General features: G+C 71.1%; 15 protein-coding genes and 2 pseudogenes. 14 read left to right on the forward strand and 3 right to left on the reverse strand.

Annotation, left to right across the window (positions count from 1 at the left end):
- Positions 1–99 precede the first annotated feature (99 nt).
- The 3 genes from allB to ACIOHC_RS37150 all read left to right on the forward strand — a co-directional run bounded on the left by allB (position 100) and on the right by ACIOHC_RS37150 (position 3,003).
- Positions 100–1,443, forward strand: a complete 1,344-nt coding sequence (allB, locus tag ACIOHC_RS37140; RefSeq protein ID WP_351080875.1) for an allantoinase AllB — start codon at positions 100–102, stop codon at positions 1,441–1,443.
- A gap of 2 nt (positions 1,444–1,445) precedes the next feature.
- The gene (gene alc, locus ACIOHC_RS37145) at positions 1,446–2,561 is read left to right on the forward strand and encodes an allantoicase (RefSeq protein ID WP_351080877.1); all 1,116 of its coding nucleotides are present in this window, start codon (positions 1,446–1,448) and stop codon (positions 2,559–2,561) included.
- 112 nt (positions 2,562–2,673) lie between these two features.
- Positions 2,674–3,003: a putative quinol monooxygenase gene (locus tag ACIOHC_RS37150; RefSeq protein WP_351080879.1), complete on the forward strand. Its 330-nt coding sequence runs from the start codon at positions 2,674–2,676 to the stop codon at positions 3,001–3,003.
- Between the two features lie 156 nt (positions 3,004–3,159).
- Here the strand turns inward: ACIOHC_RS37150 and ACIOHC_RS37155 are convergent.
- Positions 3,160–3,276: pseudogene (locus tag ACIOHC_RS37155) on the reverse strand (SDR family oxidoreductase); the annotation flags it as partial.
- Between ACIOHC_RS37155 and ACIOHC_RS37160 the strand changes: the two are divergent.
- Positions 3,269–4,036, forward strand: a pseudogene (locus ACIOHC_RS37160) (DMT family transporter); the annotation flags it as partial. The pseudogenes ACIOHC_RS37155 and ACIOHC_RS37160 sit on opposite strands and share 8 nt — an antisense overlap.
- Here ACIOHC_RS37160 and ACIOHC_RS37165 read toward each other — a convergent pair.
- On the reverse strand, positions 4,026–4,229 hold the full coding sequence (locus ACIOHC_RS37165; RefSeq protein ID WP_351080885.1) for a hypothetical protein: 204 nt from the start codon (positions 4,227–4,229) through the stop codon (positions 4,026–4,028). The pseudogene ACIOHC_RS37160 and the gene ACIOHC_RS37165 overlap by 11 nt on opposite strands.
- A 144-nt stretch (positions 4,230–4,373) precedes the next feature.
- On the opposite strand from ACIOHC_RS37165, the gene ACIOHC_RS37170 reads away from it, so the two are divergent.
- The 4 genes from ACIOHC_RS37170 to ACIOHC_RS37185 all read left to right on the forward strand — a co-directional run bounded on the left by ACIOHC_RS37170 (position 4,374) and on the right by ACIOHC_RS37185 (position 8,165).
- The gene (locus ACIOHC_RS37170; RefSeq protein ID WP_351080887.1) at positions 4,374–5,591 is read left to right on the forward strand and encodes a histidine kinase; all 1,218 of its coding nucleotides are present in this window, start codon (positions 4,374–4,376) and stop codon (positions 5,589–5,591) included.
- A 157-nt stretch (positions 5,592–5,748) separates the two neighbouring features.
- Positions 5,749–6,483, forward strand: coding sequence for a response regulator transcription factor (locus tag ACIOHC_RS37175; RefSeq protein WP_351080889.1), 735 nt, complete (start codon positions 5,749–5,751; stop codon positions 6,481–6,483).
- Between the two features lie 55 nt (positions 6,484–6,538).
- Positions 6,539–7,729: a cytochrome P450 gene (locus ACIOHC_RS37180; RefSeq protein ID WP_351080891.1), complete on the forward strand. Its 1,191-nt coding sequence runs from the start codon at positions 6,539–6,541 to the stop codon at positions 7,727–7,729.
- A 16-nt stretch (positions 7,730–7,745) separates the two neighbouring features.
- Positions 7,746–8,165, forward strand: a complete 420-nt coding sequence (locus tag ACIOHC_RS37185; protein WP_351080893.1) for a PaaI family thioesterase — start codon at positions 7,746–7,748, stop codon at positions 8,163–8,165.
- A 48-nt stretch (positions 8,166–8,213) separates the two neighbouring features.
- On the opposite strand, the gene ACIOHC_RS37190 is transcribed toward ACIOHC_RS37185, so the two are convergent.
- Positions 8,214–9,251: a Gfo/Idh/MocA family oxidoreductase gene (locus ACIOHC_RS37190; protein ID WP_365691042.1), complete on the reverse strand. Its 1,038-nt coding sequence runs from the start codon at positions 9,249–9,251 to the stop codon at positions 8,214–8,216.
- Positions 9,252–9,388: 137 nt separating this feature from the next.
- Between ACIOHC_RS37190 and ACIOHC_RS37195 the strand changes: the two genes are divergently transcribed.
- The 6 genes from ACIOHC_RS37195 (at position 9,389) to ACIOHC_RS37220 (ending at position 15,281) form a co-directional block, all read left to right on the forward strand.
- A complete protein-coding gene (locus tag ACIOHC_RS37195; protein WP_351080896.1) occupies positions 9,389–10,147 on the forward strand; it encodes a GntR family transcriptional regulator in 759 nt (252 codons plus the stop codon).
- Positions 10,148–10,479: 332 nt separating this feature from the next.
- A complete protein-coding gene (locus tag ACIOHC_RS37200; RefSeq protein WP_365691040.1) occupies positions 10,480–11,463 on the forward strand; it encodes a sugar ABC transporter substrate-binding protein in 984 nt (327 codons plus the stop codon).
- Positions 11,460–12,512 (forward strand): ABC transporter permease, encoded by a 1,053-nt coding sequence (locus ACIOHC_RS37205; RefSeq protein ID WP_351080900.1) that lies wholly within the window; start codon positions 11,460–11,462, stop codon positions 12,510–12,512. The genes ACIOHC_RS37200 and ACIOHC_RS37205 overlap by 4 nt, the downstream gene beginning before the upstream one ends.
- A complete protein-coding gene (locus ACIOHC_RS37210; RefSeq protein WP_351080902.1) occupies positions 12,509–13,381 on the forward strand; it encodes an ATP-binding cassette domain-containing protein in 873 nt (290 codons plus the stop codon). The genes ACIOHC_RS37205 and ACIOHC_RS37210 overlap by 4 nt, the downstream gene beginning before the upstream one ends.
- A 131-nt stretch (positions 13,382–13,512) precedes the next feature.
- Positions 13,513–14,676, forward strand: a complete 1,164-nt coding sequence (locus tag ACIOHC_RS37215; RefSeq protein WP_124721377.1) for an ROK family glucokinase — start codon at positions 13,513–13,515, stop codon at positions 14,674–14,676.
- 14 nt (positions 14,677–14,690) lie between these two features.
- Positions 14,691–15,281: a hypothetical protein gene (locus ACIOHC_RS37220; RefSeq protein WP_351080904.1), complete on the forward strand. Its 591-nt coding sequence runs from the start codon at positions 14,691–14,693 to the stop codon at positions 15,279–15,281.
- Positions 15,282–15,572 lie beyond the last annotated feature (291 nt).

A 15,572-nucleotide genomic window follows, 5' to 3' on the forward strand; every position in this document is an offset into this window, starting at 1 on the left:
GAGGAGAGTGGGGTCTTGACGGGTCCGAATCCCGAGTGAAGACTCCTTCAACAGTTCGTTGAATTCGTAGTGGTCGAAAGTCCGAATTGAGGAGCACGGGTGTCCGGTGCGGACGTGAATCTGGTATTGCGCTCGACGCGTGTCGTCACCCCGGACGGGACGCGCCCCGCAGCGGTCGCCGTCGCCGACGGGAGAATCGACGCCGTCCTGCCGTACGACAGCGGGATGCCGGCCGGTGCCCGGCTGGAGGATTTCGGCGACGACGTCCTGCTGCCCGGACTCGTCGACACCCACGTCCATGTGAACGACCCCGGTCGCACCGAGTGGGAAGGCTTCCACACCGCCACCCGCGCGGCGGCGGCGGGCGGCATCACCACCCTGCTCGACATGCCCCTCAACTCCCTTCCGCCGACCACCACCGTCGGCCACCTGCGCACCAAGCAGCAGGTGGCGGCCCCCAAGGCGCACATCGACACCGGATTCTGGGGCGGCGCCGTCCCGTCCAACGTCAAGGACCTGAGGCCGCTGCACGAGGCCGGGGTCTTCGGTTTCAAGTGTTTCCTCTCGCCCTCCGGCGTCGATGAGTTCCCGGAGCTCGACCAGGAGCAGCTGGCCCGGTCCATGGCCGAGATAGCCGGCTTCGGCGGGCTGCTGATCGTGCACGCCGAGGACCCGCGCCATCTGGCGTCCGCCCCGCAGCGCAGCGGGCCCGCTTACGCCGACTTCCTCGCCTCCCGGCCCCGTGACGCCGAGAACACCGCGATCGAGGGACTCATCGCACACGCCCGGCGGCTGAACGCCCGGGTCCATGTGCTGCATCTGTCCTCCAGTGACGCCCTGCCGGTGATCGCCGCCGCCAAGCGCGAGGGCGTACGGGTCACCGTCGAGTCCTGCCCGCACTTCCTCACCCTCACCGCCGAGGAGGTCCCGGACGGCGCGACGGAGTTCAAGTGCTGCCCACCGATCCGGGAGGCCGCCAATCAGGACACGTTGTGGGAGGGGCTGGCCGACGGGACGATCGACTGCATCGTCTCCGACCACTCGCCGTGCACCACCGACCTCAAGACGCCGGACTTCGCCTCCGCCTGGGGCGGCATCTCCTCCCTCCAACTGGGCCTTCCCGCCGTCTGGACCGAGGCCCGCAGGCGCGGCCGCTCGCTCGACGACGTCGTCCGCTGGATGTCGGCCGCCCCCGCGGAACTGGCCGGACTGACCCGCAAAGGTGCCATCGAGGCCGGCCGGGACGCCGACTTCGCGGTCCTCGCCCCCGACGAGACCTTCACCGTCGACCCCGCGGAGCTCTTCCACCGCAACCAGGTCACCGCCTACGCGGGCAAGACCCTGCACGGCGTCGTGAAGTCGACCTGGCTGCGCGGTGTACGGATCGCGGCCGACGGCGGCGTCGCCGGACCCACCGGGCGCCTTCTCGAAAGGGAGCACTGACCATGACGGCGACGGCCCGCTTCACCGGCGACGCGAACCCGTACGGCGGCGGCGACCCGTACGCCGACTACCGCACGGCCGACTTCCCCTTCACCGGCCTCGTCGACCTCGCCGACCGGCGGCTCGGCGCGGGGGTGATCGCCGCCAACGACGAGTTCTTCGCCGAGCGCGAGAACCTTCTGAAGCCGGAGCCCGCGGAGTTCGACCCCGAGCGCTTCGGTCACAAGGGCAAGATCATGGACGGCTGGGAGACCCGCCGCCGACGCGGTGCGGGCGCCGACCGGCCGCACCCCGCCGACGAGGACCACGACTGGGCACTGGTACGGCTCGGTGCGCCCGGAGTCGTACGCGGCATCGTCGTCGACACGGCCCACTTCCGCGGCAACTACCCGCAGGCGGTCTCCGTCGAGGCGGCCTGTGTCCCCGGCTCCCCGTCACCCGAGGACCTCCTCGCGCCCGAGGTGAAGTGGACAACGCTCCTGCCGCGTACGGCCGTCGGCGGACACGCCGCCAATGGCTTCGCCGTCGCGGCCGGGCAGCGCGTCACCCACCTGCGGGTCAATCAGCACCCCGACGGCGGGATAGCCCGGCTGCGGGTCTACGGCGAGGTCACCCCCGACCCCGGCTGGCTGGCCGCCCTCGGCACCTTCGACCTGGTCGCCCTGGAGAACGGCGGCACGGTCGAGGATGCCTCCGACCGGTTCTACTCACCGGCCACCAACACCATCCAGCCGGGCAGGTCCCGCAAGATGGACGACGGCTGGGAGACCCGCCGACGACGCGACCGGGACAACGACTGGATCCGCTACCGCCTCGTCGAGCAGGCGGAGATCCGCGCCGTCGAGATCGACACCGCGTATCTCAAGGGCAACTCGGCGGGCTGGGCGAGCCTTTCCGCCCGCGACGGGGAGAGCGGCGACTGGACCGAGGTGCTGCCCCGGACCCGGCTCCAGCCCGACACGAACCACCGCTTCGTTCTGCCCGCGGCGGTGCGGGCCACGCACATCCGGATCGACATCTTTCCCGACGGCGGCATCTCCCGGCTGCGGGTCTTCGGCTCACCGACCGAGGAGGGGGCCGCGCGACTGGCCGCGCGCCACCGCGAGCTCGGCGGGTAGGGCCTCTCGTCCGGATCACCGGCCGGGCCGGCCGGACCGGAACGCGGACCGGTCGGCCTCGTCCTGGTGTGCCCGACATATTCATGTTCGGGGCTTGTGGGACTCTGATGGCATGATCTTCATCGTCGTCAAATTCACCGTCCACAGCGCCGACCGCGACAACTGGCTCCCGGCCGTCGAGGACTTCACCCTCGCCACCCGGAAGGAGCCGGGCAACCTGTTCTTCGAGTGGTCCTACAGCGTCGAGAACCCGGATGAATTCGTCCTGCTGGAGGCGTTCGCCTCCCCCGAGGCCGGTCAGGCCCATGTGAAGTCGCAGCACTTCGCCGCGGCGATGGACCGGATGGCGGATCTCGTCTCCGAGACGCCGGAGATCATCAACGTCGAGGTGCCGGGTGACGGCTGGTCCCGGATGACGGAGCTCACCCCGCGCTCGCGGTGATCCGCGCGCCGGTGGATCCGCGTCGCCCGACTGGGACGCACCGACGGGACGGATGCCGACGGGGCCGACCCCCGGCCGGTTCCCCATGGCCCTCGGGCCGTCGGGATCCGGCCGGGGTCCGGGGTGTCGGCCGGAACGTCTCCGTCGCGCAGCGGATCAGGCCGCGTGGCCTTCGTCCACCGTCACCTCCGTACCCGTGATGTACGTCGCTTCGGCACTGGCCAAGTAGGCGATCAGTGAGGCCACTTCGTCCGGCGTACCGAACCGGTCCGGCGTCGTGCTGCCCGTGCTGGCCGTGGCCGGCGGGCGCGGCCTGCGGGCACTGAGCGCGGCGCAGTGGCGGGGAGCGGGTCTGCTGGGCCTGGTCCTCAGCGGGATCTTCTCGGTGGAGACGTACGGAGTCGTGCACACTTCGGCCACCAACGCCGGGCTCGTCATCAGCCTCACGATGATCTTCACCCCGCTCGCCGAGGCCGCCGTGACCCGTGTCCGGCCGTCCCGGGCGTTTCTCGGCGCCGCCGGGCTGTCGGTGGCCGGTGTGGCGCTGCTGACCCGGGGCGGCGGATTCACCAGCCCGTCGGCGCGCGACCTGCTGATGCTCGTGGCCGCCCGTACCGTGCACGTGCTGCTCATGGCCCGCATGAAGACGGTGCGGGGGCGGACTCGCTGTCGCTGACGACGGTCCGGCTCGGCAGTGCCGTCGCCGTCTTCCGTGCTCGCGGCCGCGCCCGGCACCGGTCAGGCGCCGTGGACGGTGGCCGCGGGCTTCGGGGTCCGGGAATGGGGCGGGCCGCTCTTCCTCTCCGTCTTCTGCACGCTCTTCGCCTTCTTCGTGCAGATGTGGTCGGTGCGCCGCACCTCGCCGTCCAGGGGTCGGGTCGGTCTGCTGCTCGGTACGGAACCGTTGTGGGCCGCCGCCGTGGGCATCGCGATCGGCGGTGAACGGCTCGGCGTCCTCGGTGCGGTGGGCGCTGTGCTGGTGCGGGTGGGCACCGGCTGGGGACGCCGGGCGGTGAACCCCACTACTCCTTGAGCCGGTCGGCCGCCACCATCACCGCCGCACCCGCCACGGCGAGCACGATGTTCACGAAGGTCGCGTAGGGACCGACGAAGTCCAGCCGCCGTACCAGCGTCCAGAACCGGAACCATCCCGTCCATTCGTTGATGAGTCCGGCGACCCCCTGGACGAAGACGAGGAAGCCGACCGACTCGCAGATTTTCTTCATGGCAGGAGCCTCCCGGCTCCCGTCCGCCCGCCGCGTCGGCCACCGGACTGCCGCGCCGCGCCGAAGGTCTCGCGTTCGGCGACTTTGGTGTCTCGCTGCGCCGGGATCGTCGGCACCCGTGCCTGACCTGGGTAGTTTTGTCGTATGACGCGTACGGAGTACCCCTGGCTGCTGCCCTCGGCGATGGCCGACCCGGAGCTGCCCGGTGACCAGGCAGGCCGCTCACGACGCACCGTGCGGGACTGGATCGTCGACCTCACCGCCTTCCTCTGCGCCGCCGGCATCGGTCTGCTCGCCGCGTCGGCCCTCGACGCCGACCGCACCACCCCGGACGGCGTCGTCTTCGTCGACTGCCTGATCGGGGCCGCCGCCTGCTGCGCCCTGTGGGTGCGACGGCGGTGGCCGGTCGGCCTCGCAGTGGGCCTGATCCTGGTCTCCACCGTCGAACCGGTCGCCGCGGGCGCCCTGCTCGTGGCGCTGTTCAGCGTGGCCGTGCACCGGCCGTTCCGCCCCGTGGCGGTCATCGGGGCACTCGCTCTGATCACGACCCCCGTACAGCCGTATCTGCGGCCCGACCCGGGCACCTCGTTCACCGCGGCCACGGTCGTCGGCGTGCTGCTGTCGCTGCTGGTGCTCAGCTGGGGCATGGTCGTACGGTCCAGACGCCAGCTCGTCGTCACGCTGCGCGAGCGCGCCCGCCGGGCCGAGACCGAGGCGGAGCTCCGCGCCGAACAGGCACAGCGGCTGGCCCGCGAAGCCATCGCCCGGGAGATGCACGATGTGCTCGCCCACCGGCTGACCCTCCTCAGCGTCCACGCCGGTGCCCTCGAATTCCGCCCCGACGCGCCCCCGGCCCAGGTGGCGCGGGCCGCCGGGGTCATCCGGGACAGCGCGCACGAGGCGCTCCAGGACCTCCGCGAGATCATCGGAGTCCTGCGCAGCCCGGGGGAGAGCGACGACAACCGGCCGCAGCCCACCCTCGCCACCCTGGACTCCCTGATCGACGAGTCCCGGCTGGCCGGTATGAGGGTCACCCTCGACAGCCGCATCGCCGACCCCGCCGCGGCCCCCGCCGCCTCCGGCCGCACGGTCTACCGCATCGCCCAGGAGGGCCTGACCAACGCCCGTAAACACGCACCGGGCGCCGAGGTCGGTGTGACCGTCGCCGGCGGTCCGGGGGACGGGCTCACCATCGAGGTGCGCAATCCGGCGCCCACCGAACCGTTCGAGCAGGTCCCCGGCTCGGGCCAGGGGCTCATCGGCCTCACGGAACGCGCCACCCTGGCCGGGGGCCGTCTCGATCACGGGCCGGCGCCGGACGGCGGCTTCGGCATCCGGGCCTGGCTGCCGTGGCCGGCCTGAGCGGCGCACGGTCCGCCGGGGTCTTCCGTTCGGATCGGGCCGGATCGGCGGGGCGCGGTGCCGGGGCACACGAACCGTGCCCGATCCGGACGAGAGGCCCCGAGGCCGCCGCGGACCGGGACACGTCAGGGGCCGGGGTCTGGCTACGGTTGTCGTCATGACCACCCCGACGCCCATGGATCCCGTGGCGCAGCCCGTCCGGCTGCTCATCGTCGACGACGACCCGCTCGTACGGGCCGGGCTCACCCTCATGCTCGGCGGCGCCGACGACATCGACATCGTGGGGGAGGGGGCCGACGGCACCGAGGCCGTGGATCTCGTCGACCGGCTCCGCCCCGATGTGGTGCTGATGGACATCCGGATGCCGACCATGGACGGGCTGACGGCGACCGAGGCGCTGCGGTCCCGCCCCGACCCACCGGAGGTCATCGTCCTGACGACGTTCCATGCCGACGACCAGGTGCTGCGGGCCATCCGTGCCGGAGCCGCGGGATTTGTCCTGAAGGACACCCCTCCGGCCCGGATCGTCGACTCGGTGCGGAGGGTGGCGGCCGGTGATCCGGTGCTGTCGCCCGCGGTGACCCGCCGGCTGATGGCCCGTGCCGCCGGTACCGGCCCCGGGTCCGGCCGAGGCGACCGGGTGGACCGCACCGACCGGGCGAGGCAGCGGATCGCGGCCCTCGCCGAACGGGAACGCGAGGTCGCGATCGCCGTCGGGCAGGGCCGTTCCAACGCCGAGATCGCCGCCACGCTCTATCTCAGCGTGGCGACCGTGAAGACCCAGGTGTCCCGGATCCTGGCCAAATTCGATTTCAACAACCGTGTCCAGATCGCGCTGTTGGTGCACGACGCGGGCCTGCTCGACGAGGACGGCGCAGACCGGGCCACATAGGCTGAAGCGGTCGATCGCCAGCGATCGAGCCGATCAGACCGGGAGAGGCGACCCCATGTCCGATGCCAGTGTCCATGTCGATTTCGATCTGCGCGGGGTCAAGGACTTCACCGCGAACCCCTATCCGCACTACGAGAAGTTGCGCGCCGCCGGTCCCGTGCACACCGTCCGTACCGACGACTTCGACCGGGTCTGGCTCGTGGTGGGGTACGACGAGGGCCGCGCCGTCCTCGCCGACCAGCGGTTCGGCAAGGAGTGGCAAGGGCTGGTGGACCGGCCCGACGGGAACGATCCGATCTTCGCCAACATGCTGGAGCTCGACGCACCCCACCACACCCGGCTGCGCAAGCTCGTCACCCGGGAGTTCACCGCACGCCGGGTCGAGGCCCTGCGCCCCCGCGTCCAGCAGATCACCGATGAACTCCTCGACGCGATGGTGCCGGCCGGGCGGGCCGATCTCGTGGACGCGCTCGCCTTCCCGCTGCCGATGACCGTCATCTGCGAACTGATCGGTGTGCCGGACCTGGACCGGAACGCCTTCCGTCGGCTGTCGAACGGCGTCGTCACCCCGGCCACACCGGAGCAGGAGCGCGAGGCCGTGGCCGCCATGGGGGCCTACCTCGGCGAACTCATCGAGGACAAGCGGTCCTCGCCCGGTGACGACCTGATGAGCGCGCTGGTCAGGGCACGTGACGAGGAAGGGGACGGACTGTCGCCCGACGAGCTCGTGGGCATGGCTTTCCTGCTGCTCGTCGCCGGGCACGAGACCACGGTCAACCTGATCTCCAACGGGGTGCGGGCGTTGCTCGACCATCCGGGCCAACTGGCCTTGCTCCGTGCGGACTTCGATTTGATCGACGGGGCCGTCGAGGAAATGCTGCGGTACGACGGACCGGTGGAGACCGCCACGTTCCGCTTCCCCCGCGAAACGGTCCGGGTCGGGCGGCGGGTCATTCCGGCGGGCGAGCCGGTCCTGGTCTCCCTGGCGGGCGCCGACCGCGACGCCGGCCGCTATCCGGAAGCGGACCGCTTCGACATCCGCCGCGACGCCCAGGGGCATCTGGCCTTCGGACACGGCATCCATTTCTGCCTGGGTGCGCCGCTGGCCCGGATGGAGGGCCGGATCGCGATCCGGTCGCTGCTGGAGCGGTGCCCCGGTCTCGTACTGGACACGGACGGCGGGGAGCCGGACTGGCTCCCCGGCATGCTGATCCGTGGGGTGCGTGGGCTGCCCGTCCGCTGGTGAGGTAAAAAGCTCTGCCATGACGGGACTTGATTTGCAGATGGCACAGAAGGTGCTCGACAGTCAGCCGTTCAGCGGGCTGGTCGGGGCGAGGATCACCGCCTTCGGGGACGGTGCGGCCACCCTGGAGGTGGACATCCGTCAGGAGCTGCAGCAGCAGAACGGCTTCGTGCACGGCGGGGTCCTGGCCTACGCCGCCGACAACTCGATCACCTTCGCCGCCGGGACGACCCTCGGCCCGGCCGTGCTGACCGGCGGCTTCTCCATCCAGTACGTCCGGCCCGCCACCGGCCGCACACTCGTCGCCCGCGCCGAAGTCGTGCACACCGGCCGCCGCCAGGCCGTGGTCCGCTGCGAGCTGTTCGCCACGGGGGAGGAGGGGGCGCGGACGCTCTGCGCGGTGGCCCAGGGCACCGTACTGTCCGCCACACCGTCCTGAGACGCCTCCGTCCCGCTCCCGGCCGCCGGGAGCGGGGCGCCGTGGGACTCACCCCGCGGCATGAGCGCCGGACCGGGCGGCCGCCCCGTCGGCGATCTCGGCGATCGCCACGGGGCGCCGCTCCCGCCGGGACACCTCGCACGCCTCGGCGATCAGCAGCGCGTACCACGCCTCCCGGCCGTCGCACGGATTGGGCAGCTCGCCCCGCACCACCCGTACGAACGCGTCCAGTTCCGCCTCGTACGCCGGGGCGAACCGCTCCAGGAAGCCCGGCCAGGGGCGGCGCGGCGCGGCCGGGCCCCGCGGCTCCGCCGAGGTGACCGGAGTGCGGTCGTCCAGGCCGACCGTGAGCTGGCCGAGCTCGCCCGCCAGCTCCATCCGCACGTCGTAACCGGCGCCGTTGCAGCGAGTGGCCGTCGCCGTGGCCAGGGTGCCGTCGTCGAGAGTCAGCAGGGCCGCCGCCGTGTCGACGTCACCCGCCGCCCGGAACATCCCAGGTCCGGCATCCGACCCGGTGGCGTACACCTCGGTCACCTCACGGCCCGTCACCCACCGCAGCATGTCGAAGTCATGGACCAGACAGTCCCGGTACAGCCCTCCGGAGAGCGGCAGATACGCGGCGGGCGGCGGTGCGGGGTCCATGGTCATGGCCCGTACGGTGTGCAGCCTGCCCAGCGCCCCGGCCCGCACCGCGGTGCGGGCCGCCTCGTACCCGGCGTCGAATCTGCGCATGAAGCCCAGTTGGAGGACGCTGCCCGCCCGGTCGACCTCGGACAGCGCGCCCAGCGTCCCCGGCAGGTCCAGCGCGATCGGCTTCTCGCAGAACGCCGGCAGCCCCGCGCGCGCGGCCTGCCCGATCAGATCCGCGTGCGTCGAGGTGGCCGAGGCGATCACCACGGCGTCCACGCCCGCGCCGAACACCTCGGCGGCGCTGTCCGCGGCCCGCGCACCGAGGCGGTCCGCGACCTCGGCCGCCCGTGCCCTGTCGGTGTCCGTCACCACCAGGGCGTCGACCGCGGGATGGCGGGCCAGCACGCCCGCGTGGAAGGAACCGATCCGGCCGGTGCCGATGAGTCCGATGCGCATGGACCCAACGTGCCGCCCACCGACTGCGCTGTCAACCATATGTCCTGACAAGGCGAGGCTTGTTCGATGTTCATGCTGTCCGGACAACAGGACGACCGGACTACCGGAGGTTCTGACGTGAGGGATACCCTCCACGCGTGCCCAAACCCACCACCGACCCCGCCGCGCTCGACCTCGGTGTGGACCGCACCAGTCCGGTTCCGCTGTACTACCAGCTGGCCCAGCAGCTGGAGGCGGCCGTCGAGCAGGGCCGGCTGGCCCCCGGCAGCCTCCTCGGCAACGAGATCGAGCTCGCGGCCCGGCTCGGGCTGTCCCGCCCCACCGTCCGCCAGGCCATCCAGTCACTGGTCGACAAGGGACTGATGGTCCGCCGCCGAGGCGTCGGCACCCAGGTCGTGCACAGCCGGGTCCGGCGCCCCCTCGAACTGAGCAGCCTGTACGACGACCTGGAAGCGGCGGGCGGACACCCCACCACCCGTGTCCTGCGCAACACCGTCGAGCCCGCCGGTGCCGCAGTCGCCGACGCGCTCGGAATCACCGAGGGCACCGACGTGCACCTCGTCGAGCGACTGCGGTACGCGCACGACGAGCCGCTGGCACTCCTGCGCAACCACCTGCCTCTCGGGATCGTCGGCCTGGAGACCGAACGGCTGGAGACCACCGGCCTCTACCGGATGATGCGCGGCGCCGGCATCACCCTGCACAGTGCCCGCCAGGCCGTGGGTGCCCGGCTCGCCACCGCCCAGGAAGCGGCCGCACTCGCCGAGACCGAGGGTGCCGCGCTGCTGACGATGGAACGCACCACCTTCGACGACACCGGGCGCGCGGTCGAGTTCGGTTCCCACATCTACCGGGCCTCGCGCTATTCCTTCGACTTCCAGTTGCTCGTACGGTGACGGGGGTCACCCTGGCCCGCGACGGATGCGGACCCGGGGGGAGGGATGTGGCTTCCGGGGCATCGTGTGCGGCGGCGTGAAGGAGTCGGCGGCCGGGGGCGGCGTCGAGTTCTCCCACACGGGGAACGAGGCAGGCGGGAACGGGCCCGGCCCGTCCGGACCGCCCTCAACCGGAACGTCGACCTCCGCCCTGCCGGGCGGCGCCGTCGGCGGCTCGGGGATACTTGGCCGGCAGAGCAGGGTGCGAACCGTCCCCGGTCCACCAGGCAGCACAACGAGCAGCACAAGAAGGGCATGGCGTCGTGGCAAGGGTTCGGACAGGGGTACGTGCGATGGGCGCCGTGCTTGCGGCGGTGCTCGGGGTTTCCCTCGTGGGATGCAGCAGCACCGGTGGCAAGCGTGCGGAGGAGCGCGCGGCGCGGGCTGCCGCCGAGGGCCGGTCCGCGGTGAACACGCCCCGCTGGACCTTCGCCATGGTCACCCACTCCGGCGACGGCGACACGTTCTGGGACATCGTCCAGCGGGGCGCCGAGCAGGCGGCCGTCAAGGACAACATCAAGTTCCTGTACTCGCACAACGACGAGGCCCAGCAGCAGGCCCAGCTCGTCCAGGCGGCCATCGACCAGAAGGTCGACGGGCTGATCGTCACGCTCGCCAAGCCCGACGCGATGAAGGACGTCGTCGCGAAGGCCACCAAGGCCGGTATCCCGGTGATCACGGTGAACTCGGGCTCCGCGGAGTCCAAGCAGTTCGGTGCGCTCAGCCATATCGGCCAGGACGAGTCCATCGCGGGCGAGGCGGTCGGCGACGAGCTCAACGCGCGAGGCCGCAAGAAGGCCCTGTGCATCCTGCACGAGCAGGGCAACGTCGGCCACGAGCAGCGCTGCGCCGGGGCGAAGAAGACCTTCGACGGGCAGATGCAGAACCTGTACGTCGAAGGCACCAACATGCCCGACGTCCAGGCGTCCATCGAGGCCAAGCTCCAGGCCGACAAGGACATCGACGCGGTCGTCACACTCGGCGCGCCGTTCGCGGACGCCGCCGTCAAGGCGAAGAAGACCGCCGGCAGCAAGGCCGAGATCGACACCTTCGACCTGAACGCCAAGGTCGCCACGGCCCTCCAGGACAAGACCCTCGGCTTCGCGGTCGACCAGCAGCCCTACCTCCAGGGGTACGAGGCCGTGGACCTGCTCTGGCTCCACCGCTACAACGGCAATGTGCTCGGCGGCGGCCGTCCGGTTCTCACCGGCCCGCAGATCATCACCTCGAAGGACGCCGCCGAACTCGCCGAGTACACGAAGCGGGGCACCCGATGAGCACGGTGACCGGTCCGCCCGCCCAGGCCGTGGCCGACGAGCGGCTGCTGCGCACCTCACCGCTGCGCAAGCTCCTCGGCCGCCCCGAGCTCGGCTCGGTGGTCGGCGCCGCGGCCGTCTTCATCTTCTTCTCGATCGTCGCCGACAGCTTCCTGCGCGCCTCCAGCCTCGGCACGGTGCTCTACGCCGCCTCCACCATAGGGATCATGGCCGCGCCGGTGGCGCTGCTGATGATCGGCGGCGAGTTCGACCTCTCCGCCGGGGTGCTGGTCACCAGCTCCGCGCTGATCTCGTCGATGTTCAGTTACCAGATGACGGCCAACGTCTGGGTCGGCGTCTTCGTGTCCCTGCTGGTCACGCTGGCCATCGGGGCCTTCAACGGCTTCATGCTGACCCGGACCAAACTGCCGAGCTTCATCATCACGCTCGGTACGTTCCTGATGCTGACCGGCCTCAATCTGGGCTTCACCAAGCTGATCAGCGGGACCGTGTCGACCAAGACCATCGGTGACATGGAGGGCTTCGACTCGGCCCGTCAGGTCTTCGCCTCGCAGTGGACCATCGGCGGCGTCGAGTTCAAGGTCACCATTCTGTGGTGGGCCGTGCTCGTCGCGATCGCCACCTGGATCCTGCTCCGCACCCGCTTCGGCAACTGGATCTTCGCGGTCGGCGGCGAGGCCGATGCGGCCCGCGCGGTCGGCGTCCCGGTGATCCGTACCAAGATCGGGCTCTACCTCGGGGTCGCCTTCGCCGCCTGGGTCTCGGGGCAGCATCTGCTGTTCTCGTACGACGTGGTGCAGTCCGGCGAGGGCGTCGGCAACGAACTGATCTACATCATCGCGGCAGTCATCGGCGGCTGTCTGATCACCGGCGGCTACGGATCCGCGATCGGCTCCGCGGTCGGTGCCTTCATCTTCGGCATGACCAGCAAGGGCATCGTGTACGCGGAGTGGAACCCGGACTGGTTCAAGTTCTTCCTCGGAGCCATGCTGCTCCTGGCCACCCTGCTCAACGCATGGGTACGCAAGCGCGCGGAGGCGACGAAATGACGGCCCCCCAGGCACCGGCCGGCCGGCCGGCCGACCAGGAGACGCCCCACCGGGCGCTCGTCGAGCTGGACCGCGTCAGCAAGTTCTACGGCAACATCAAGGCACTCCAGGACGTCTCGCTGGAGGTCCACGCGGGGGAGATCTCCTGCGTCCTCGGCGACAACGGAGCCGGCAAGTCCACCCTGATCAAGATCATCGCGGGGCTGCACCGGCACGATGCCGGCACCTTTCTCATCGACGGCGAGGAGACCACCCTCGTCAACCCGCGCGACGCCCTCGACCGCGGCATCGCCACGGTCTACCAGGACCTGGCCGTCGTCCCCCTGATGCCGGTCTGGCGCAACTTCTTCCTCGGCTCCGAGCCGACCACCGGCGCGGGCCCGTTCAAACGGCTCGACGTGCGGCTGATGCGCGAGACGACCCGTTCCGAGCTGCTGCGCATGGGCATCGACCTCCGCGACGTCGACCAGCCGATCGGCACGCTCTCCGGCGGCGAGCGCCAGTGCGTCGCCATCGCGCGGGCCGTCTACTTCGGAGCCAAGGTCCTCGTACTGGACGAGCCCACCGCCGCGCTCGGCGTCAAGCAGTCCGGGGTCGTCCTCAAGTACGTCGCGGCCGCCCGCGACGCGGGTCTCGGCGTGGTCCTCATCACGCACAACCCGCACCACGCGTTTCTCGTCGGTGACCGTTTCGTCCTTCTCAAGCGGGGCGCCATGTCCGGCAGCCACACCAGGGCGAACATCACCCTGGACGAGCTGACCCGCCAAATGGCGGGCGGCAGCGAGCTGGAGGAGCTCAGCCACGAACTGGAACGGGCCCCGGGCCCGACCCGTCTCGGCGATCACCCCGGCACCGACGGCCCGCGGTAGCCCGGACCGATACCCACACTCCCCCCACAGGTCCGCCCGCCGCGGCGCCCCAGCAGTGGCAGAATCGAGCCCGACGGGCGCCGTCCGCCGCCGGGAGCACCGCCTCCGGCCCCCCAGACCCCGCAGGGACGATGAGCACGTACCGCGACTTCACACACCGCGGCTCCGCCCGCGCCACCGTCCTGCGGACCGTGGGCACCCGGGAGCGACGCTCGCACCTCACGGCGCCACGGGTACCCACCGTCGGCATCGACATCGGGGGCACCAAGGTGATGGCCGGCGTCGTCGACGCCGACGGCAACATCCTGGAGCAACTGCGCACCGAGACGCCGGACAAGTCCAAGAGCCCCAAGGTCGTCGAGGACACCATCGTCGAACTGGTCCTGGACCTCTCCGACCGGCACGATGTGCATGCCGTCGGCATCGGGGCGGCGGGCTGGGTCGACGCGGACCGCTCCAAGGTGCTGTTCGCCCCGCACCTCGCCTGGCGCGACGAACCGCTGCGCGACGCCCTCGCCTCCCGCCTCGTCGTCCCCGTCATGGTCGACAACGACGCCAACACCGCCGCCTGGGCGGAGTGGCGCTTCGGAGCGGGCCGCGGCGAGGACCACCTCGTCATGATCACGCTCGGTACCGGCATCGGCGGCGCGATCCTGGAGGACGGTCAGGTCAAGCGCGGCAAGTACGGCGTCGCCGGTGAGTTCGGTCACATGCAGGTGGTCCCCGGAGGACATCGCTGCCCGTGCGGGAACCGCGGCTGCTGGGAGCAGTACAGCTCCGGCAACGCGCTCGTCCGCGAGGCCAAGGAACTGGCCGCGGCCGACTCCCCGGTGGCCCACGGGATCATCGAGCGGGTGAAGGGGAACATTCCCGACATCACCGGGCCGCTCATCACCGAACTGGCCCGCGAGGGCGACGCGATGTGCGTCGAGCTCCTCCAGGACATCGGCCAGTGGCTCGGTGTCGGCATCGCCAACCTCGCCGCCGCGCTCGACCCCTCCTGCTTCGTCATCGGCGGCGGCGTCAGCGCCGCCGACGACCTGCTGATCGGCCCCGCCAGGGACGCCTTCAAACGCCACCTCACCGGCCGCGGCTACCGCCCCGAGGCCCGGATCGCGAAGGCACAGCTGGGCCCGGAGGCAGGTATGGTCGGCGCCGCCGACCTGGCCCGGCTGGTGGCCCGCAGATTCCGCCGTGCCAACCGTCGCCGCGTCGAGCGGTACGAGCGGTACGCCCAGATCTACGACCAGGCCGCCAGCACCATCCGGAACACGCGCAACACTCGCACCTCCTAGGGATCCCCAGAGACATGACCGCAGCCGAGCACCCCGTCCTGCCGCGCCAGTCCTCGCCGCCCGACGACGACAAGCGGCCGCAGGACCGGCGCCGGATGATCCGCCGCCGTCTGATCACGGCGACCATCATCGTGCTGCTCATCGGCATCCCGGCCGGCTACCTGCTGATCTCCGCCGGACAGAGCCGCCGCTCCGGCCAGAACAAGGAGGCCGAGGCCTCCGTACAGGGACTGCGCGAGGGCTGGCCGTCCCGGTTGCAGCGCCGGATCTTCGAGCTGCCGATGCCCGGCAACTCCCTGGACGTGCAGTACTACGAGACCAACAACTGGAAGGCCAGCCGGCTGTACGTGGAGTTCCGCACCACGTCCGCCGGGCTCGACCGGTTCCTGAGCCGACTGGGCAGCGGCCGCGCCGCCCTGCAGCCCGGAGAGGTCGCCATCAGTGCCCGCGACCAGAAGATCTCGGGCTGGAGCTTCGGGCCCGGCGTCGAGTGGGCGAGCACCACGCACACCAACGAGCGCCCGCGCCCCACCCAGAACATCACCGTGAACATGACCGATCCGATGAACCCTGTCGTCTATGTCGTATCAGCGGCGACCCCCTGAGCGGTCCGGGAACTCCGGCGGCGCGCGTCCGACGAACGGTCACACCGCAGGAACCACGGCCAGGGTCCGCGTACGGATCAAGTCGGGCGTGATCCCGACGAGGGGCCCTGAACGCCGCCGGGCACCTCGAAGACACGAGCGCCTTGAAGGAGCCGAGGGTGCCACGGAACTCGTAGATGTCGAAGAAGGCGCCGTGGGGTCCTCCCGGCCGCTCCCATTCGCCCTCCGCGGCGGGTTCTTCGCGGCGCCACAAGCCGGTCTCATCGGCGTACCAGGCATCCCTCAGCCGGG

This window comes from Streptomyces sp. NPDC088252, assembly GCF_044740965.1.
Lineage (GTDB): Bacteria > Actinomycetota > Actinomycetes > Streptomycetales > Streptomycetaceae > Streptomyces.